Genomic DNA, 19,221 nt, shown 5'->3' on the forward strand with positions numbered 1-19,221 from the left:
CCGCCGGGATTCACACTCCTGCACGTCGAACGCCCTGTTCAATGCCTGTCAGAGCGCTGTGGCACGGAAGTGACCGTTCCGGTACTCCGCTACGCGGTCCTTCAGGACCTGGATTCCGGCAGGAGTTGGATTCCGGGGTTCCGTTACGAGCAGGGGAACGCCGGTGGGACACTGGACCACGGGTCGGTGGGCGTGCGCCGGTGCGTGCTCGCGGCTCCAGTGCTCCTGTGCGCCCCCACCCCGGGAACTGAGATCCTGATCGGGCGCATCCCTGTGGGTAGCCAGAACGGGTACTTCGCGCGGGACGCCGCGCGTGATGCCGGGCGGGGGAACGACCAGCACGTCACCGGGGGAAGAGGGGGAAGCAGTGCCTCGTTGGAAGGCCTTGCCGGATGAGCTCGATCCGCAGATCAGAGAGTTCGCGAGTCAGCTCCGCCGACTCGTGGACCGCAGCGAGCTGAGCGTCGCGTCGGTGGCCGACGCCACGGGCTACAGCAAGACGTCCTGGGAGCGTTATCTGAACGGTCGGCTGCTGGCGCCCAAGGGCGCCATAGTGGCCCTGGCCGAGGTGACGGGGACCAACCCCCTCCACCTGACCACCATGTGGGAGCTGGCCGAGCGCGCCTGGAGCCGCTCGGAGATGCGCCACGACATGACCATGGAGGCCATCCGGATCTCCCAGGCGCGCGCCGCGCTCGGCGAACCGGGCACGACGGCCGCCAAGTCGGGCAACTCCGCGGCAAAGTCGGGCCACGGCGCCAGGAACGGCGACAGGAACGACGACAGGAACGGCAAGGGGAGCCGGACCGGTCGCCACGGCGGCGGTGCCCCGGCCGCGACCGGCGTCGCGGGACCGGCCGGTGTGGCGCCCACGCTGCCGCCGACGGTCCCGGTACAGCCGACGGCCGCCGACAGCCCCGACTCGGCCCTCGGCGCGGTCCGCGACGGCGGCGCCCCCGGCGCCCCCTCCGGCCCGTCCGCCGGCGGAGCGACCGACGGCAACTCGTGGGGCCTCGCCGGCTACCGGGGACCCGCGCCGGCCGGTGACCGCGCGGCGCGTTCCTGGACCCGGACCGGCCCCGGAGAGGTGCCGGGAGCGGCCGGGCCCGCGGCGATGCCCGGCCCCGCCGCGCCGGACGGCCTCGGTCCCGCGGGCGCCTACGGCGAGCCCCCGCACGGCGGCCACCGTTCGCCCAACCGGTCCTCCGGGGGCGGCAACTATGGCGGCAACAACGGGGGCGGCAACGGAGGCGGCAACAAGCGGATGACGACGTTCGTCGCGGGTGTCGTCGGCGTGCTCGTCGTGATCGCGGGCGCCTTCTTCCTCCTGAAGGACGGCGGTGACAAGAAGAACGAGGGCACCAAACCCTCCCCGTCACCCACCGTGAGCAGTGACCCTCAGTTGCCGCCGGGCGTGAAGTGCAGCGGCGACGCCTGCACCGGCAAGGACCCCGAGGTCATGGGCTGCGGCGGCGACCTGGTGACCACCACCGCGACCGCCACCGTCGGCACGGCCGCCGTCGAGGTCCGGTACAGCAAGACCTGCGGCGCGGCGTGGGCCCGGGTCACGCAGGCGGCCCAGGGCGACGAGGTCCAGGTGACCGCCGACGGCAAGAAGCGGCAGTCGGGCACGGTCGCCGGGGCCGGTGACACCGTCGCGTACACCCCGATGGTGGCGGTGAAGTCCGCTGCCGACGCCAAGGCGTGCGTGACGACGGCGGCGGGCCCGCAGGGCTGCACGGAGTAACGGGGTAGGGGCGCGAGGACGGAACTAGGTCGCGGGGGACGGGTCGCGGCGGGGGACGAAGAAAGTTCGCCCCCGGCATGCATGGCCCGCGGCGTCACGGGAACGCGAGAAGTACCCCCACGGGAGTCCGGCAACGGTCCCCGAACGGCGGTCGCCTTCGTCCCCCTCTCCCGGACAGGCGGCCGCCTCTTCTTCACGCCCGGTCCGAGCGCGGGCGGACACGGACCGGCGGGGCCTTGTGGGCCGGGCCACACCGACCCGGACGTGCCGGGCACCACAGGCGCGATAGCCTGACCGCTGGATCGATCTCTTGATACCAAGAGATCGATCAAAAGCCCGGGGCAGGGACGCCCCCACCGCTAGCTGTCATTCGGAGAACGCCATGACCCGCACTCCCGTGAACGTCACCGTCACCGGCGCGGCCGGCCAGATCGGTTACGCCCTGCTCTTCCGCATCGCCTCCGGCCAGTTGCTCGGCGCGGACGTGCCGGTCAAGCTGCGCCTCCTGGAGATCACCCCGGCGCTCAAGGCCGCCGCGGGCACCGCGATGGAGCTGGACGACTGCGCGTTCCCGCTCCTTCGGGGCATCGAGATCACCGATGACCCGAACGTCGCCTTCGACGGCGCCAACGTCGCCCTCCTCGTCGGCGCCCGCCCCCGCACCAAGGGCATGGAGCGCGGCGACCTCCTCGAGGCCAACGGCGGCATCTTCAAGCCGCAGGGCAAGGCCATCAACGACCACGCCGCGGACGACATCAAGGTCCTCGTCGTCGGCAACCCGGCCAACACCAACGCCCTGATCGCGCAGGCCGCCGCCCCGGACGTACCGGCCGGGCGCTTCACCGCGATGACCCGCCTGGACCACAACCGCGCGCTGACCCAGCTCGCGAAGAAGACGGGCTCGACGGTCGCCGACATCAAGCGCCTGACCATCTGGGGCAACCACTCCGCCACCCAGTACCCGGACATCTTCCACGCCACGGTCGCCGGCAAGAACGCCGCCGAGACCGTGAACGACGAGAAGTGGCTGGCCGACGAGTTCATCCCGACCGTCGCCAAGCGCGGCGCCGCCATCATCGAGGCCCGCGGCGCCTCGTCGGCCGCCTCCGCCGCCAACGCCGCCATCGACCACGTCCACACCTGGGTCAACGGCACCGCCGAAGGCGACTGGACCTCCATGGGCATCCCGTCGGACGGCTCCTACGGCGTCCCGGAGGGCATCATCTCCTCCTTCCCGGTCACCACCAAGGACGGCTCGTACGAGATCGTCCAGGGCCTGGACATCAACGAGTTCTCCCGCGCCCGCATCGACGCCTCCGTCAAGGAGCTGTCGGAGGAGCGCGAGGCGGTCCGCGGTCTCGGCCTCATCTGAGCCGACCTCGCCGACCTCGACCCCGACGCCCGCACGGGCCCCGTTCCGGTTCACGCCGGGACGGGGCCCGTGCCCGTTGCCGGACACCCATACGCCCTTTTCCTCATCTTTTTCTCCCTTTCCTCCGTGATGCGCCCCACTTTCGGTCACCGATTCGGCATGCAAACGTGGCCGTGGGGCAGGGGCTCACGGTCCCCGAGAGGCACACGTGGGTGACCCAGGGGGGTCGATCAGGAACGGAAGGCAACAGGGAACATGGCGAACAGCACGGAAACTCCGGCGGAGCGCGCGCACCGGACCATTCACGCGGGAGGTGAGTGGCTCGCGGCGTCCTCCGGCGCCACGCGCGAGATCCTCGACCCCGCGGACGCCCTGCCGTTCGCCGTGGTCGCGGAGGGCGACGAGAAGGACACCGACCTCGCGGTGGCCGCCGCCCGCCGCGCCTTCGACGCCGGCGACTGGCCGCACACCCCGGTCACCGGACGCGCCGCCCTGCTGCGCCGCGTCGCCGACCTCCTCGTACGCGACCGCGAGACTCTCGGCCTGCTGGAGAGCCGCGACGCGGGCAAGACCGTCGAGGAGGGGCGCGTCGACATCGACTGCGTCGCCGACGCCTTCCGCTACTTCGCCGACCTGGTCGCCGGCGAGGCCCCCGGCCGGGTCGTCGACGCGGGCTCGCCCGACATCCACAGCGTCGTCGTGCACGAGCCGATCGGCGTCTGCGCGATGATCACGCCCTGGAACTACCCGCTCCTCCAGGCAAGCTGGAAGATCGCCCCGGCGCTCGCCACCGGCAACACCTTCGTGATCAAGCCCAGCGAGATCACCCCGCTCACCACGGTCGCCCTGATCGACCTGCTGACCGAGGCCGGCCTCCCCACCGGCGTCGCGAACATCGTCACCGGCCCCGGCCACACCGTCGGCGCCCGGCTCGCCGAGCACCCCGACGTCGACCTGGTCTCCTTCACCGGCGGCCTGATCAGCGGCACCAAGGTCGCCCAGGCCGCCGCCGTCACCGTAAAGAAGGTCGCCCTCGAACTCGGCGGCAAGAACCCCAACGTCGTCTTCGCCGACGCCTGCGAGACCGAGGAGGGCTTCGACACCGCCGTCGACCAGGCCCTCAACGCCGCCTTCATCCACAGCGGGCAGGTCTGCTCCGCCGGCGGGCGCCTCATCGTCGAGGAGTCGGTCCGCGAACGCTTCGTCGCCGAACTCGCCCGCCGCGCCGAGCGGATCCGCCTCGGCCGCGGCACCGAGGAAGGCGTCGAGTGCGGACCGCTCGTCTCCGAGCAGCAGCGCGCCAAGACCGAGGACTTCGTCGCCTCCGCGCTGGCCGAGGGCGCCGAGCTGCGCTGCGGCGGCAAGCGCCCCGAGCCGTCACCCCAGCGGCCCGAGGGCGGCTACTTCTACGAGCCGACCCTCCTCGACCACTGCCACCGCGAGATGAGGGTGGTGCGGGAGGAGGTCTTCGGGCCGGTGCTCACCGTCGAGACCTTCCGCACCGAGGACGAAGCCGTAGCCCTCGCCAACGACACCGAGTACGGTCTGGCCGGTGCCGTCTGGACTGCCGACGCGGGTCGGGCCCGCCGGGTCGCGGGCCGGCTGCGGCACGGCACCGTGTGGATCAACGACTTCCACCCCTACCTGCCGCAGGCGGAGTGGGGCGGCTTCGGCAAGAGCGGCGTCGGCCGCGAACTCGGCCCCGCGGGCCTGGCCGAGTACCGCGAGAGCAAGCACGTCTACCAGAACCTCGCGCCGAAGCCGGTCCGCTGGTTCACCGGCTGACCCCCGGCCGCCTCCTCACTCCGCACGCCCCCCGCCCTCATCCCCGCCCACATCCCCGCTCATCCGCTCGCCCCCCTGGAGTACCCCCATGCCAGAGACCACCCACGTCTACGACTACGTCGTCATCGGCGGCGGCACCGCGGGATCGGTGATCGCCTCCCGCCTCACCGAGAACCCCGATGTCACGGTCGCCGTCATCGAGGGCGGCCCCAGCGATGTCGGCCGCGACGACGTGCTGACCCTGCGCCGCTGGATGGGCCTGCTCGGCGGCGAGCTGGACTACGACTACCCCACCACCGAGCAGCCGCGCGGCAATTCGCACATCCGGCACAGCCGCGCCCGCGTCCTCGGCGGCTGCTCCTCGCACAACACCCTCATCGCCTTCAAGCCGCTGCCCTCCGACTGGGACGAGTGGGAGGCCGCCGGTGCCAAGGGCTGGGGCGCGGTGCAGATGGAGGCGTACTTCGCCCGGCTGAAGAACAACATCGTCCCGGTCGACGAGAAGGACCGGAACGCCATCGCCCGCGACTTCGTCGACTCGGCTCGGAAGGCGCTGGACGTCCCCCGGATCGAGGGCTTCAACACCAAGCCCTTCACCGAGGGCGTCGGCTTCTTCGACCTCGCCTACCACCCCGAGAACAACAAGCGTTCCTCGGCGTCGGTGGCGTACCTGCACCCCGTGATGGACGAGCGCCCCAACCTGACGCTGATGCTGGAGACCTGGGCGTACCGCCTGGAACTGGACGGCACCCGCGCCGAGGGCGTCCACGTGCGCACCAAGGACGGCGAGGAAGTCCTGGTCAAGGCCCGTAGCGAGGTCGTGCTGTGCGCCGGCGCCGTCGACTCGCCGCGCCTGCTGATGCACTCCGGCATCGGCCCCCGCCAGGACCTCGAAGCGCTTGGCATACCCGTGGCGCTCGACCTGCCCGGCGTCGGCGAGAACCTGCTCGACCACCCCGAGTCGGTCATCGTGTGGGAGACCGAAGGACCCATCCCGGACAACTCCGCGATGGACTCCGACGCCGGTCTGTTCGTGCGCCGCGACCCCGAACACGCGGGCCCCGACCTGATGTTCCACTTCTACCAGATCCCGTTCACGGACAATCCGGAACGGCTGGGCTACGAGCGCCCGGAGTTCGGCGTCTCCATGACCCCGAACATCCCCAAGCCGAAGAGCCGCGGCCGCCTCTACCTCACCAGCGCCGACCCGTCCGTGAAGCCCGCCCTGGACTTCCGCTACTTCACCGACGAGGACGACCACGACGGCCGCACCCTCGTCGACGGCATCCGTATCGCCCGCAAGGTCGCCGAGTCCCAGCCGCTGGCCGGCTGGCTCAAGCGCGAGGTCTGCCCCGGCCCGGACGTCACCGGCGACGAGGAGCTGAGCGAGTACGCCCGCAAGGTCGCCCACACCGTCTACCACCCGGCGGGCACCTGCCGGATGGGCGCCGCCACCGACGAGCAGGCCGTCGTCGACCCCGAGCTGCGGATCCGGGGCCTGGAGGGCATCCGCATCGCCGACGCCTCCGTCTTCCCGACCATGCCCGCCGTGAACCCCATGATCGGCGTCCTCATGGTCGGCGAGCGCGCCGTCGAGCTGATCGGCGGTGACGCCCGATGAGCACCACCACCAACGCCGGTACGCCCAGTACGCCCGGTACGCCCGGTACGCCGCCGGGTACGGACGAGAGCGCCGCTCCCGTCTTCTCCGTGGACGGCCTGTGGAAGGTCTTCGGACCCAAGGCCGACCGGATACCCGCCGACCCGGAACTCACCGCCCTGAGCCCGGCCGAGCTGCGCTCGCGCACCGGCTGCACCGCCGCAGTCGCGGACGTCTCCTTCGACGTGCACAAGGGCGAGGTCTTCGTCGTCATGGGCCTGTCCGGCTCCGGCAAGTCCACCCTCGTACGCTGTCTGACCCGGCTGATCGAGCCGACCGCCGGTTCCATCGCCATCGACGGTGAGGACGTCCGCGCGATGGACAGATCCCGGCTGCGCGAACTGCGCCGCCACCGCGCCGCGATGGTCTTCCAGCACTTCGGCCTGCTCCCGCACCGCACGGTCCTCGACAACGTGGCCTACGGCCTCGAGGTCCAGGGTCTGGGCCGCGCCGAGCGCCGCGAACGCGCCGCCGCGATCGTCGCCAAGGTCGGCCTGGAGGGCCTGGAGCAGCGCCGCCCCGGCCAGCTCTCCGGCGGCCAGCGCCAGCGCGTCGGCCTCGCCCGCGCCCTCGCCGTGGACCCCGAGGTCCTGCTCTTCGACGAACCGTTCAGCGCGCTCGACCCGCTGATCCGGCGGGACATGCAGGAGGAGGTCGTCCGGCTGCACCAGGAGGAGGGCCGCACGATGGTCTTCATCACCCACGACCTCCAGGAAGCCCTGAAGCTCGGCGACCGCATCGCCCTGATGCGCGACGGCCGCGTCGTGCAGCTCGGCACCCCCGAGGAGATCGTCGGCTCGCCCGCCGACGACTACGTCCGCGAGTTCGTCCGCGACGTCCCGCGCGAGCAGGTCCTCACCGTCCGTACGGCCATGCGCCCCGCGTCCTCGGCCGACGAGGCGGGCAGCGGCCCCGCGCTCCGCCCCGACGCCACCGTCTCCAAGGCCATCGAGGCCGTCGCCCGCGCCGGCTCCCCGGCCCGCGTGATGGACGACGGCCGCTGCCTGGGCGTCGTCGACGCGGAGGCCCTGCTCGGCGTCGTCGCCGGAACCACCGGAACCGCCGGAACCGCCGTATCCGCCGGAGGCAGCGACGCCGGTACCGCCGGAACCGCTGGAGGCAGCGACGCCGGTACCGCCGGAACCGCCGTATCCGCCGGAGGCAACGACGCCGGAACCGAACGCCCCGAGGGAGCTGATGCCCCCGCGACGGATCTCGCCGAGGAGGCGGACGAGCGCAAGGAGGCGGTCTGATGGCCACGGTCACCGCACCCGCCGCCCGCCGCCCCGCGCTCCCCGGCGCCCTGCGCCACCCCGCCGCCCGCAAGCTCCTCACCCTCGCCGTCGCCGCCGCGATCCTCGTCCCCCTGGCCGTCTCCCAGTGGGGCGGCACCACCTGGCCCGACGCGCTGACCGTCGACGTCTCCGAGCCGCTCGGCAAGGCCAGCGACTGGATCATCGACAACCGCGACAGCCACCCGCTGTTCCTCTACTTCTTCGGCCACGTCAGCAACGTCGTCGTCATCGCCGTACGCGCCGTGTACCTCGCCCTCCTCGCCGTCGGCTGGGCCGGGGTCACCGCGATCGGCGCCCTCGTCGCCTGGCGGGTGGCCGGTGTGCGGCTCGCCCTCGGCACGGGCGCGGCGTTCCTCGCGTGCGGGCTGCTCGGCATGTGGGTGCCGACCATGCAGACCCTCGCGCTGATGGTCGTCGCCGTCCTCGCGTCCGTCGCCGTGGGCGCCCTGCTGGGCCTGGCCGCCGGTCTCTCCGACCGGATGGACCGCGTCCTGCGCCCGGTGCTCGACACCATGCAGGTGCTGCCCGCCTTCGCCTACCTCCTCCCCGTCGTCCTGGTCTTCGGCATCGGCGTCCCCGCCGCCGTCCTGGCCACCGTCGTCTACGCCGCCCCGCCCATGGCCCGGCTCACCTCGCTGGGCCTGCGCGGCGCCGACAAGGAGGTCCTGGAGGCCGTCGAGTCCCTCGGCACCACCGCCCGCCAGCGGCTGCTGACCGCCCGCATCCCGCTGGCCCGCAAGGAACTCCTCCTCGGCGTCAACCAGACGATCATGATGGCGCTGTCCATGGCCGTCATCGCCTCCGTCATCGGCGCCGGCGGCCTCGGCGACCGCGTCTACCAGGCGCTCGCCTCGGTCGACGTCGGCGCGGCCCTCGCGGCCGGCATCCCGATCGTGCTGCTCGCCGTCGTCCTGGACCGCGTCACCGGCGCGGCGGGCGAACGGCTCGGGGGGTCCGGCAGGTCCCCGGTGACCTGGCTGTACGCCCTGGTCGTCGCCGCGGCCGTCGCGCTCGCCGGACGACTCGCCGGCTTCCTCGACTGGCCCGACGGGTGGGACGTGAACATCGCCGAGCCCGTCAACCGGGCCGTCGACTGGATGACCGCCCACCTGTACTCCGGCGTCCCGGTCGTCGGCGGCACCGCCGACTGGGCCGCCCACTTCACGAGCTGGATCCTCAACCCGCTGCGTGAGGGCCTCCAGTGGCTGCCCTGGTGGTCCGTACTCCTCATCGTCGCCGCCCTTGCCTGGCTGATCGGCACCTGGCGCACCGCGCTCACCGCCGTCCTCGCGATGGCCGCGATCGGCGTGCTCGGCGTGTGGAACCCGTCCCTGGACACGCTCTCGCAGGTGCTCGCCGCCGTCGCCGTCACCCTGGTCATCGGCTTCGCGACGGGCATCGCCGCCGCCCGCAGCGACCGCTTCGAACGCGCGCTGCGGCCCGTCCTGGACGTGTTCCAGACGATGCCGCAGTTCGTGTACCTGATCCCGGTCGTCGCCCTGTTCGGCGTCGGCCGCGCGCCCGCCGCGGCCGCCGCCGTCGTCTACGCCCTCCCGGCCGTCGTCCGCATCACCACCCAGGGGCTGCGCCAGGTCGACCCGGCCGCGCTGGAGTCGGCGCGCTCGCTCGGCGCGAGCACCGGGCAGCAACTGCGGCAGGTCCAGCTCCCGCTGGCCCGCCGGTCCCTGCTGCTCGCCGTCAACCAGGGCGTCGTCCTCGTCCTCGCCGTCGTCATCATCGGCGGCCTGGTCGGCGGTGGCGCGCTCGGCTACCAGGTCGTCTTCGGCCTGGCCCAGGGCGACCTGGCGACCGGTCTGGTGGCGGGCGCCGCGATCGTCTGCCTCGGCCTGATGCTCGACCGGGTCACCCAGCCGACCGAACGCCGTCCGAAGAAGGGAGCCTGACATGCGGATGCGTACGACCTCCGCCCTCGCGGGCGTGGCCGCGCTGACGCTGCTGACCGGCTGCGGCGCCGCCGACATGACCAAGCAGGCGTCCCCGTTCGCCAACGCCCAGGGCGCCAAGACCGTCACCCTGTCCGTGCAGTCCTGGGTCGGCGCCCAGGCCAACGTGGCCGTCGCCCAGTACCTGCTCGAACACGAGCTGGGCTACCGCGTCGACACCGTCCAGGTCGACGAGGTCCCCGCCTGGGACGCGCTCAGCCAGGGCCGCGTCGACGCCATCCTGGAGGACTGGGGCCACCCCGAACAGGAACAGCGCTACGTCGAGGACAAGAAGACCATCGCCCCCGGCGGCGACCTCGGCGTCACCGGGCACATCGGCTGGTTCGTCCCGACGTACTTCGCGAAGAAGCACCCGGACGTCACCAACTGGAAGAACCTCGACAAGTACGCCGACCTGCTGCGCACCGCGGAGAGCGGCGGCAAGGGCCAGCTTCTGGACGGCTCCCCGTCCTACGTCACCAACGACAAGGCGCTGGTGAAGAACCTCGACCTGGACTACCAGGTCGTCTTCGCCGGCTCCGAGGCCGCCCAGATCACCCAGATGCAGCAGTTCGCCAAGGAGAAGAAGCCCTTCCTGAGCTACTGGTACACCCCCCAGTGGCTGATGCAGAAGGTCCCGATGACCGAGGTGAAGCTGCCGCCGTACAAGGAGGGCTGCGACGCCGACCCGGCGAAGGTCGCCTGCGCCTACCCGGTCACCCCGCTGCAGAAGTACCTCAACGCCGACTTCGCGAAGGACGGCGGCAAGGCGGCGGAGTTCCTGAAGAAGTTCAAGTGGACGACCGAGGACCAGAACCAGGTCTCCCTGATGATCGCCCAGCAGAAGCTGCGGCCCGAGGAGGCGGCGAAGAAGTGGGTGGACGGCCACGAGTCCGTCTGGAAGAAGTGGCTGTCCTGACCGTCACTCCGCCGACCGGGTCGCCGGCCGTTCAGCGAGCCGTTCCGCGAGCCGTTCAGCGATCTCCCGCACCGCACGCTCCGCGTGCCGCTGGAGACCCGGCCCGAACGTGATCCGGGTGGCCCCGAGTCCGCCGAGTTCGGTGGGCGAGGGGCCTCCCCCGGGCCGGGCGACCATGTTCAGCGGCCCTTGGATCCCGGCCCGCAGCAGGGGCAGTACGGCGGTCGGGGCGCCGATCGGATACACGCAGTCCGCGCCCGCCGCGACATACGCAGCGGCCCGCTCGATCGCCGCGCCCGGATCGTCGACGCCCCTGATGAACGTGTCGATCCGGGCGTTGAGGAAGAGCCGGCCGCCGGCCGCGTCCCGCACCCCGGCCAGCCACTCGGCGTGCTCCACCGGGTCCTTGAGCACCCCGTCGTCCGTGGAGTCCTCGAGGTTGCAGCCCACGGCGCCCGCCTCGAGCAGCCGCTCCACCAGCTCCTTGGGCGCGAGCCCGTACCCGCCCTCGACGTCCGCCGACACGGGCACGTCCACGGCGCGCGCGATCCGCGCGATCGCCGCGAACATCTCGTCGGCCGGTGTCGCCCCGTCCTCGTACCCGAGCGAGGCCGCGACCCCGGCGCTCGGTGTCGCCAGCGCCGGGAACCCCGCCTCCGCGAACACCCGGGCGCTCGCCGCGTCCCAGGGTCCTGGCAGTACGAGGGGATCGTCCGGGACCCGGCCGTGGTGCAGGGCGCGAAAGGCGGCGGCGTGACTCACGGTGTGTAACCCCCCGGTGGGACCCGGCGGCCGACCATCAGCCGGTTCCAGCTATTGATGACGGTGATCACCCCGACGAGGTGGGCCAGCTCACCGTCGGCGAAGTGTACGGCGGCCCGCTCGTACACCGCATCGGGCACGAAGCCCTCGGTCAGGACCGTCACCGCCTCGGTCAGCGCGAGCGCGGCCCGCTCCCGCCCGTCGTACAGGTCCCCGGCCTCCTCCCAGGCGGCGAGCAGGCCGAGCCGCTGCTCGCTCTCCCCGTTCCTGCGGGCCAGGGTGAGGTGCATGTCGAGGCAGAAGGCGCAGTGGTTGAGCTGCGAGGCCCGGATCATCACCAGCTCGGCGAGCGCGGGATCGCCGAGCCCCTTCTTGGCCGCCGCGCTCAGCGCGGACAGGGCCTGCCCGACCTCCCGGTCCAGGAACTGCGTGCGGGCCGTCACGCGTGCTGACCGGGCGCGTAGTGGCCCGGCGTCCTCCGGCAGGTCACGCCGAACCGGTTCCAGGCGTTGATCGCCGTGATCGCGGCGATCAACTGCGCCAGCTCCGGCTCGTCGAACTGCTTGGCGGCCCTCGCGTACACCTCGTCCGGCACGAAGCCGTCGGTCAGCACGGTGACCGCCTCGGTCAGCTCGATCGCCGCCAGCTCCTTCTCAGTGTAGAAGTGCCGCGACTCCTCCCAGGCGGCCAGTTGCACGATCCGCTCCACGCTCTCCCCGGCCGCGAGGGCGTCCTTGGTGTGCATGTCGAGGCAGAAGGCGCAGTGGTTGATCTGCGAGGCGCGGATCTTCACCAGCTCGTACAGCGTCGGGTCCAGGCCCCGCTTGGCGGCGGTCTCGAGCCGGAGCATCGCCTTGTAGACCTCGGGCGCGTGCCGCGACCAGTCCAGCCGGACGGGCAGCTCGGAGGCGTAGCCGGTACTCGTCGTGTCATCGACCTTCGTGCCATCGGTGTGCGTGTCATTGGAGTGCGTGTCATCGGAGTGCGTGGTCATGCCTCGACCCTAGGAAGGAAGCAGCCCAGGAGTATGGTCCATTTCCATGGCTAGATCATGGGCCACTCTGGGCGTCGACCTGCATCTGGAACCCACCGGACCAGGCCTGCGCCGCGGCCTCACCGGCGCCCTGCGCGAGGCCGTCCGCACCGGCCGCCTCGCCCCCGGCACCCAACTGCCCTCCTCCCGCACCCTCGCCGCCGACCTCGGCATCGCCCGCAACACCGTCGCCGACGCCTACGCCGACCTCGTCGCCGAGGGCTGGCTCACCGCGCGCCAGGGCTCGGGCACCCGTGTCGCCGAGCGCGTCGTCGACCCGCCGGCCGGTGCCGCGGTACGGCGCCCCCGGCTGCCGGCCCGCCCCGCCCACGACCTGCGCCCCGGCACCCCCGACCTCGCCTCCTTCCCGCGCGCCGAGTGGCTCAGGGCCGCCCGCCGCGCCGTCACCGCCGCCCCCAACGACGCCCTCGGCTACGGCGACCCCCGCGGCAGGCCCGAGCTGCGCACCGCGCTGGCGGGCTACCTCGCCCGGGCCCGCGGCGTGCGCGCCGACCCCGAGAGCCTGCTGGTCTGCGGCGGCGTCGCACACGGCCTCGTACTGCTGGCCGCCGTACTGCGGGCGCGCGGCGTGCACACCGTGGCCGTCGAGTCGTACGGCCTCCACGTCCACCGCGACCTGCTCACGAAGGCCGGGCTGCGCACCGTCGCGCTGCCCGTCGACGACCGGGGCGCGGCTCCCGGGGCGCTCGCGGACGCGGGTGCCGTGCTCCTGACCCCCGCCCACCAGTTTCCGACGGGTGTCCCCCTGCACCCCGACCGCAGGGCTGCCTTCGTGGACTGGGCCCGGCGCACCGGCGGCCTGGTCCTCGAGGACGACTACGACGGCGAGTTCCGCTACGACCGCAAGCCCGTCGGCGCCCTCCAGGGACTGGACCCCGACCGCGTCGTCCACCTGGGCACCGCCAGCAAGTCCCTCGCGCCCGGCCTGCGGCTGGGCTGGCTGATGCTGCCGCCGTCGCTTGCCGGAGACGTCCTGGACGGCATCGCGGGCCGTACCCCGGGCGTGCTCGACCAGTTGACCCTCGCGGAGTTCGTCGACTCCGGCGACTACGACCGGCACGTCAGGTCCGCCCGCCTGCGCTACCGGCGCCGCCGCGACGCACTGGTCGCCGCCCTCGCCGAGCGCGCGCCCCAGGTCCAAGTCACCGGCATCGCCGCCGGACTGCACGCCGTCCTCCAACTGCCGCCCGGCACCGAGCAGCAGGCCGTACGGGCCGCCGCCTGGCACGGACTCGCGGTGCACGGCCTGTCCATGTTCCGGCACCCGCACGCGTCCGGCCCCCCGCAGGACGCCCTCGTCGTCGGCTACGGCACTCCGCCCGACCACGCCTGGGCGGGGGCCCTGGACGCGCTGTGCCGGGCGCTGCCGTAAAGTCCACCCGCGACAGGGGCCGTACACTCGATCGGTCCAACTGTCGTACAACCGCACCGAACACGCGACACGCGCGGACAACGGGGAGACAGAGAAATGGCGGAGACCCGGCGACGGCTGCGGTCGAGCACAGTGGTGCTCGGCGGCATGGGAATGCTCGCGGCGGCCCTGAGCGCATGCGGTTCGGACCCCGACCGCCGCTGCGTGGACCGCGACAGCTACGACTTCCTCAACGGCTACAAGGTCGTTGCCGACAAGAACTGCAAGTCGGGCTCTTCCGGCAGTTCGTCCGGCGGCTCGTACGGCAAGGGCGGCAAGGGCGGCAAGAAGAAGGCCGGCTCCTCGAGGTCCGCGGCCGACGCCGACTGGTACTACGACGGCGACGTCAGCAGCGGCTGGGCCGACGACGGCACCTTCAGCCGCTCCGAGGCCGTCGACCGGGGCGGCTTCGGCTGCTCGGGCTCCGGCAGCGGCGGCGGCTGAGCACGGCCATGGAACGCCGCACCACCGACCCCCGCCCCGGCTGGCAGCAGACCGTCGAGGAACAGGGCCTGATCTACCCCCTGACCCGCTACCCCGACGACTCCCTGCGCCCCTACTGGGACGAGAGCGCCTACTACGTCTTCTCCCTGCCGGAGATCGAGGCACTGGAGGAGGCCGTCGAGGAGCTGCACCGCATGTGCCTGGCGGCCGCCGAGCACATCGTCACCGCCGACCGCTTCACCGACCTCGGCATCACCGACCCGCGCGTCGTCCGCGCGGTCACCGAGGCCTGGCACCGCCGCGCCGAACTCCCCTCCGTCTACGCCCGCTTCGACCTGCGCTACGACGGCACGGGCCCCGCCAAGCTCCTGGAGTACAACGCGGACACCCCGACCTCCCTCGTCGAGGCGGCGTCCCCGCAGTGGTTCTGGATGGAGGAGAGCTTCCCCGGCGCCGACCAGTGGAACAGCCTCCACGAGCGCCTCGTCGAGGCCTGGAAGAAGCAGGCCGCCCTCCTCCCGCCCGGCAGCCCCCTGTACTTCGCGCACTCCTCGGACGACGAACTCGGCGAGGACCTCATGACGGTCGCCTACCTCAAGGAGACCGCCGAGCAGGCCGGTCTCGAGACCGACTGGATATCCATGGAGGAGATCGGCTGGGACCGCCTGTCCGGCCGCTTCGTCGACAACAGGCTCCGCTTCATCCGCAGCCTCTTCAAGCTCTACCCCTGGGAGTGGCTCACCACCGACCGCTTCGCCGGCCACGTCCTGGACACCCTCGACAACGGCGGCGGCACCGGCAGCACCCTGTGGATCGAGCCCGCCTGGAAGATGCTGCTCAGCAACAAGGCCCTGCTGGCGATCCTCTGGGAGCTCTACCCCGGCCACCCGAACCTGCTGCCGGCCTACCTGGACGGCCCGAGGGACCTGCCCACCACGACGGGCTGGGTCGCCAAGCCCCTCCTGGGCCGCGAGGGCGCGGGCGTCACGATCCACGAGCCCGGCACCGCCCCCGTCGTCCGGGACGAACCCTGCTGCTACCAGGAACTGGCCCCCCTCCCCGACTTCGACGGCAACCGGGTCGTCCTGGGCGCGTGGGTGGTGGAGAACGAGTCGGCGGGCCTGGGCATCAGGGAGTCGAGCGGCTTGGTGACGGACGAATACGCCCGCTTCCTGCCCCACGTGATCCTTTAGCGCCCTGGAGGGGGCCGCAGGCCCCCCAGGGGCGCGGGGAACGGCGCGACCAGCCACAACGAGCCCGCAGCCCGCGACGGACAAGCAACCCGGCAGACGCTTTCCGGTACCCTGGCCCCGGGCCGTAACTGGCGCGCTGGGATGGACCAACCATCGGGGAGCGGCCCAAGAAGAACAAGTGCCGTGCGCCTGGGCCGTCCGTACCGTGAACGCTGAACACAACGTCCGGAGACCGACATGCCCGCAGAACTCACCCCCGAGTCCGTCGCCTACCGTGCCGCGCTGCAAGCGATCCGCGCCGTCGAGCCCCGCGTGGCCGACGCCATCGGCCAGGAGGTCGCCGACCAGCGCGAGATGCTCAAGCTGATCGCCTCGGAGAACTACGCCTCCCCGGCCACGCTCCTGGCGATGGGGAACTGGTTCAGCGACAAGTACGCCGAGGGCACCATCGGCCGCCGCTTCTACGCCGGCTGCCGCAACGTCGACACCGTCGAGGCCCTCGCCGCCGAGCACGCGCGCGAACTGTTCGGCGCCCGTCACGCCTACGTCCAGCCGCACTCCGGCATCGACGCCAACCTGGTCGCCTTCTGGGCCGTCCTCGGCGCCCGCGTCGAGGTGCCCTTCCTGGAGAAGACCGGCGTCCGCCAGGTCAACGACCTGAGCGACGCCGACTGGGCCGAGCTGCGCCAGGCCTTCGGCAACCAGCGGATGCTCGGCATGTCCCTGGACGCCGGCGGCCACCTCACCCACGGCTTCCGCCCGAACATCTCCGGCAAGATGTTCGACCAGCGTTCCTACGGCACCGACCCGGCCACCGGCCTCATCGACTACGAGGCTCTGCGCGCCTCCGCCCGCGAGTTCAAGCCGCTGATCATCGTCGCCGGGTACTCCGCGTACCCGCGGCTGGTGAACTTCCGGATCATGCGCGAGATCGCCGACGAGGTCGGCGCGACCCTCATGGTCGACATGGCGCACTTCGCCGGCCTCGTCGCGGGCAAGGTGCTCACCGGCGACTTCGACCCGGTCCCGCACGCCCAGATCGTGACGACCACGACCCACAAGTCGCTGCGCGGCCCGCGCGGCGGCATGGTCCTGTGCGACGACTCGCTCAAGGACCAGGTCGACCGCGGCTGCCCGATGGTCCTCGGCGGCCCGCTCCCGCACGTCATGGCCGCCAAGGCCGTCGCCCTCGCCGAGGCCAGGCAGCCGTCCTTCCAGGACTACGCGCAGCGCATCGTCGACAACGCCCGCGCGCTCGCCGAGGGCCTGACGCGCCGCGGCGCCACCCTGGTGACCGGCGGCACGGACAACCACCTGAACCTGATCGACGTGGCGTCCTCCTACGGCCTCACCGGCCGTCAGGCGGAGGCCGCCCTGCTCGACTCCGGCATCGTCACCAACCGCAACGCCATCCCGGCCGACCCCAACGGCGCCTGGTACACCTCGGGCATCCGCGTCGGCACCCCGGCGCTGACCACGCGCGGCCTCGGCACGGCGGAGATGGACGAGGTCGCGGGCCTGATCGACCGCGTCCTGACCTCGACGGAGCCCGGCACCACCAAGTCCGGCGCCCCCTCCAAGGCCTCCCACGTCCTGGACGCCAAGATCGCCGACGAGATCTCCCACCGGGCCACGGACCTGGTCGCGGGCTTCCCCCTGTACCCGGAGATCGACCTCGGCTGACGCTCCCCACCGGCCTACAGGTCGGTCTACAGGTCGATCAGCTCCTGACGCGGCTCCCCGCGCGGCGGTCCGGCACGGTACCGGTCCGCCGCGCGGCGCGTCAGCAGCGTCCCCGCGATGCCCGCCCCGAGCCCGGCTGCCGCGGCCCACCACACCCCGTCCCGCCCGCCGTCGCGGCCTTCGGCGCCGGTCCCGTCCGCCGCGAAGAAGCCCGCGTCGGCCAGCCGCTCGTAGGTGTCCCGCGGCACCCGGTGCCAGCGGATGTCGTCGTCCGCCACGTCCGGCGCCGGATCGGTGCGTACCCATGGCGTGCCGTCCTCGGCCAGGAACAACTGGTCCTGACGCAGCATCGCCACGTCCCCGCCGGGCGCCCGCTGCGTCTGCGGCCACCCGCCGACCCCGGTCAGCCCCCACAGCACCGTGAACCGCATCGGGGGCCGCCGACCCTCGGTCCAGTCCTTCGGGACCCACTCCGTGCCCGCGTAGTCCGGGCGCAGCAGGCTCCGCAGCCGGTCGAAGCCGACCTCACCCGCATGCCAGGACGCGGTCCGCCCGGTGCCGGACCACACGACCACCGCCACGTCCGGCTCCTCCACGGGAGCCGCACCGTCCGCCACGGCGGCGCCCGGCGCGCACGCCCACAGCACCGCCGCCACCGCGCACACCCACCGCCGCCGCACAGGGCCGCCCCCTCCCGCCTGCTCCCGCCCTTGTTACACCCCTCGGCACAGATTGGAGCCCCCCTGTACCGAACCAGTGCCCGATCGCCCCGCGCGGCCTGAGAGAATGGCGGACATGGCCAACGATCGTCCCCGCGTGCTCTCCGGTATCCAGCCGACCTCAGGCTCGTTCCACCTCGGCAACTACCTCGGTGCCGTCCGCCAGTGGGTCGACATGCAGGACACCCACGACGCGTTCTACATGGTCGTCGACCTGCACGCGATCACGGTCCCGCAGGACCCGGGGGAGCTGCGCGAGAACACGCGCGTCGCCGTCGCCCAGCTTCTCGCGGCGGGCCTCGACCCGGACCGCTGCACCCTGTTCGTGCAGAGCCATGTCCCCGAGCACGCCCAGCTCGGCTGGCTGATGAACTGCATCACCGGTTTCGGCGAGGCCTCCCGGATGACCCAGTTCAAGGACAAGTCCGCCAAGCAGGGCAACGACCGCACGACCGTCGGCCTGTTCACGTACCCGATGCTGATGGTCGCCGACATCCTGCTCTACCAGGGCGACCAGGTCCCCGTCGGCGAGGACCAGCGCCAGCACCTGGAGCTGACCCGCGACCTCGCGGACCGCTTCAACCAGACCTACGGCGACACCTTCACCGTCCCGAGCGCGTACATCCTCAAGGAGACGGCGAAGATCTACGACCTTCAGGACCCGACCGCCAAGATGAGCAAGTCGGCGGCCACCCCGAAGGGCCTGATCAACCTCCTGGACGAGCCGAAGGCCACCGCGAAGAAGGTGAGGAGCGCGGTCACGGACACCGACACCGTGGTCCGCTTCGACCGCGAGCACAAGCCCGGCGTCAGCAACCTGCTGACGATCTACTCCACCCTCACCGGCGCGGAGATCGCGGAGCTGGAACAGAAGTACGAGGGCAAGGGCTACGGCGCGCTGAAGACGGACCTCGCCGACGTCGTGGTGGAGTTCGTCACCCCCTTCCGCGAGCGCACCCAGCAGTACCTGGACGACCCGGAGACGCTGGACGCGATCCTCGCCAAGGGGGCCGACAAGGCCAGGGCCGTCGCCGCCGAGACACTCGCCCGGGCGTACGACATGGTGGGCTTCCTGCCCGCCAAGCACTGAGCCCCGGCGGCACCGGAGCCGCCGCCCGCCCGCCCGCCCGCCGCCGTGCGTGCGCCCCGGCATGCCGCCGTAGCGCTGCACATCACTCCGGTTGCGCCTGCCCACGGCCCGGTGGTGGCCGTACAGTCGATAACCGGGTGTCCG

At 72.2% G+C, this 19,221-nt stretch carries 16 protein-coding genes and 1 riboswitch; of the genes, 12 read left to right on the forward strand and 4 right to left on the reverse strand.

Translation table 11 applies throughout. The annotated features are described in order from the left end of the window. Positions 1–385 precede the first annotated feature (385 nt). From KUM40_RS26845 to KUM40_RS26870, 7 genes are all read left to right on the forward strand, one after another. Positions 386–1,747, forward strand: coding sequence for an XRE family transcriptional regulator (locus KUM40_RS26845; RefSeq protein ID WP_254395719.1), 1,362 nt, complete (start codon positions 386–388; stop codon positions 1,745–1,747). A gap of 382 nt (positions 1,748–2,129) precedes the next feature. Further along, a complete protein-coding gene (locus tag KUM40_RS26850; protein WP_217168772.1) occupies positions 2,130–3,119 on the forward strand; it encodes a malate dehydrogenase in 990 nt (329 codons plus the stop codon). Positions 3,120–3,374: 255 nt separating this feature from the next. Beyond that, entirely contained in the window at positions 3,375–4,904 is a 1,530-nt protein-coding gene (locus KUM40_RS26855) for an aldehyde dehydrogenase family protein (protein WP_217168773.1), read from the forward strand. A gap of 88 nt (positions 4,905–4,992) precedes the next feature. Further along, positions 4,993–6,525: a GMC family oxidoreductase gene (locus KUM40_RS26860; RefSeq protein ID WP_217168774.1), complete on the forward strand. Its 1,533-nt coding sequence runs from the start codon at positions 4,993–4,995 to the stop codon at positions 6,523–6,525. Continuing rightward, positions 6,522–7,817, forward strand: a complete 1,296-nt coding sequence (locus KUM40_RS26865; RefSeq protein WP_254395720.1) for a glycine betaine/L-proline ABC transporter ATP-binding protein — start codon at positions 6,522–6,524, stop codon at positions 7,815–7,817. Before KUM40_RS26860 ends, KUM40_RS26865 begins: the two co-directional genes overlap by 4 nt. After that, positions 7,817–9,763: a proline/glycine betaine ABC transporter permease gene (locus KUM40_RS41695; protein ID WP_254395721.1), complete on the forward strand. Its 1,947-nt coding sequence runs from the start codon at positions 7,817–7,819 to the stop codon at positions 9,761–9,763. Before KUM40_RS26865 ends, KUM40_RS41695 begins: the two co-directional genes overlap by 1 nt. Before the next feature lies 1 nt (position 9,764). Then, positions 9,765–10,721 carry an ABC transporter substrate-binding protein gene (locus KUM40_RS26870; RefSeq protein ID WP_217168775.1) on the forward strand — a complete coding sequence of 319 codons (957 nt, stop codon included), beginning with the start codon at positions 9,765–9,767 and terminating at the stop codon, positions 10,719–10,721. A gap of 3 nt (positions 10,722–10,724) precedes the next feature. Here KUM40_RS26870 and KUM40_RS26875 read toward each other — a convergent pair whose 3' ends face one another. The 3 genes from KUM40_RS26875 to KUM40_RS26885 are packed head-to-tail and all read right to left on the reverse strand — an operon-like array spanning position 10,725 to position 12,477. Continuing rightward, positions 10,725–11,483, reverse strand: a complete 759-nt coding sequence (locus tag KUM40_RS26875) for an isocitrate lyase/phosphoenolpyruvate mutase family protein (protein WP_217168776.1) — start codon at positions 11,481–11,483, stop codon at positions 10,725–10,727. Then, positions 11,480–11,926 (reverse strand): carboxymuconolactone decarboxylase family protein, encoded by a 447-nt coding sequence (locus tag KUM40_RS26880; RefSeq protein ID WP_217168777.1) that lies wholly within the window; start codon positions 11,924–11,926, stop codon positions 11,480–11,482. The genes KUM40_RS26875 and KUM40_RS26880 overlap by 4 nt, the downstream gene beginning before the upstream one ends. After that, the gene (locus KUM40_RS26885) at positions 11,923–12,477 is read right to left on the reverse strand and encodes a carboxymuconolactone decarboxylase family protein (protein ID WP_217168778.1); all 555 of its coding nucleotides are present in this window, start codon (positions 12,475–12,477) and stop codon (positions 11,923–11,925) included. The genes KUM40_RS26880 and KUM40_RS26885 overlap by 4 nt, the downstream gene beginning before the upstream one ends. 46 nt (positions 12,478–12,523) lie before the next feature. Between KUM40_RS26885 and KUM40_RS26890 the strand changes: the two genes are divergently transcribed. From KUM40_RS26890 to KUM40_RS26905, 4 genes are all read left to right on the forward strand, one after another. Next, positions 12,524–13,909 carry a PLP-dependent aminotransferase family protein gene (locus KUM40_RS26890; protein ID WP_217168779.1) on the forward strand — a complete coding sequence of 462 codons (1,386 nt, stop codon included), beginning with the start codon at positions 12,524–12,526 and terminating at the stop codon, positions 13,907–13,909. 96 nt (positions 13,910–14,005) lie between these two features. Next, positions 14,006–14,392 carry a hypothetical protein gene (locus KUM40_RS26895; RefSeq protein ID WP_217168780.1) on the forward strand — a complete coding sequence of 129 codons (387 nt, stop codon included), beginning with the start codon at positions 14,006–14,008 and terminating at the stop codon, positions 14,390–14,392. An 8-nt stretch (positions 14,393–14,400) separates the two neighbouring features. Then, positions 14,401–15,585: a glutathionylspermidine synthase family protein gene (locus KUM40_RS26900; protein WP_217168781.1), complete on the forward strand. Its 1,185-nt coding sequence runs from the start codon at positions 14,401–14,403 to the stop codon at positions 15,583–15,585. A gap of 114 nt (positions 15,586–15,699) precedes the next feature. Then, a riboswitch (ZMP/ZTP riboswitch) is annotated at positions 15,700–15,787 on the forward strand. A 35-nt stretch (positions 15,788–15,822) separates the two neighbouring features. Further along, positions 15,823–17,268 (forward strand): glycine hydroxymethyltransferase, encoded by a 1,446-nt coding sequence (locus KUM40_RS26905; RefSeq protein WP_217168782.1) that lies wholly within the window; start codon positions 15,823–15,825, stop codon positions 17,266–17,268. A 26-nt stretch (positions 17,269–17,294) separates the two neighbouring features. Here KUM40_RS26905 and KUM40_RS26910 read toward each other — a convergent pair whose 3' ends face one another. Further along, positions 17,295–17,948, reverse strand: a complete 654-nt coding sequence (locus KUM40_RS26910) for a hypothetical protein (RefSeq protein WP_217168783.1) — start codon at positions 17,946–17,948, stop codon at positions 17,295–17,297. A 115-nt stretch (positions 17,949–18,063) separates the two neighbouring features. Here KUM40_RS26910 and trpS point away from each other — a divergent pair, with 115 nt between their 5' ends. Further along, on the forward strand, positions 18,064–19,077 hold the full coding sequence (gene trpS, locus KUM40_RS26915; RefSeq protein ID WP_217168784.1) for a tryptophan--tRNA ligase: 1,014 nt from the start codon (positions 18,064–18,066) through the stop codon (positions 19,075–19,077). The last annotated feature ends 144 nt before the right edge of the window (positions 19,078–19,221 follow it).

The sequence above is a fragment of the Streptomyces sp. AC512_CC834 genome, assembly GCF_019049325.1.
GTDB lineage: Bacteria > Actinomycetota > Actinomycetes > Streptomycetales > Streptomycetaceae > Streptomyces.

Excerpts from the sequence above, each read along its gene's own strand:
- KUM40_RS26905 (WP_217168782.1), top strand. The coding sequence starts at position 15,823 with ATGCCCGCAGAACTCACCCCCGAGTCCGTCGCCTACCGTGCCGCGCTG.
- KUM40_RS26865 (WP_254395720.1), top strand. The coding sequence starts at position 6,522 with ATGAGCACCACCACCAACGCCGGTACGCCCAGTACGCCCGGTACGCCC.
- KUM40_RS26895 (WP_217168780.1), top strand. The coding sequence starts at position 14,006 with ATGGCGGAGACCCGGCGACGGCTGCGGTCGAGCACAGTGGTGCTCGGC.
- KUM40_RS26850 (WP_217168772.1), top strand. The coding sequence starts at position 2,130 with ATGACCCGCACTCCCGTGAACGTCACCGTCACCGGCGCGGCCGGCCAG.
- KUM40_RS26855 (WP_217168773.1), top strand. The coding sequence starts at position 3,375 with ATGGCGAACAGCACGGAAACTCCGGCGGAGCGCGCGCACCGGACCATT.
- KUM40_RS26870 (WP_217168775.1), top strand. The coding sequence starts at position 9,765 with ATGCGGATGCGTACGACCTCCGCCCTCGCGGGCGTGGCCGCGCTGACG.
- KUM40_RS26885 (WP_217168778.1), bottom strand. The coding sequence starts at position 12,477 with ATGACCACGCACTCCGATGACACGCACTCCAATGACACGCACACCGAT.
- KUM40_RS41695 (WP_254395721.1), top strand. The coding sequence starts at position 7,817 with ATGGCCACGGTCACCGCACCCGCCGCCCGCCGCCCCGCGCTCCCCGGC.
- KUM40_RS26890 (WP_217168779.1), top strand. The coding sequence starts at position 12,524 with ATGGCTAGATCATGGGCCACTCTGGGCGTCGACCTGCATCTGGAACCC.
- KUM40_RS26900 (WP_217168781.1), top strand. The coding sequence starts at position 14,401 with ATGGAACGCCGCACCACCGACCCCCGCCCCGGCTGGCAGCAGACCGTC.
- KUM40_RS26860 (WP_217168774.1), top strand. The coding sequence starts at position 4,993 with ATGCCAGAGACCACCCACGTCTACGACTACGTCGTCATCGGCGGCGGC.
- trpS (WP_217168784.1), top strand. The coding sequence starts at position 18,064 with ATGGCCAACGATCGTCCCCGCGTGCTCTCCGGTATCCAGCCGACCTCA.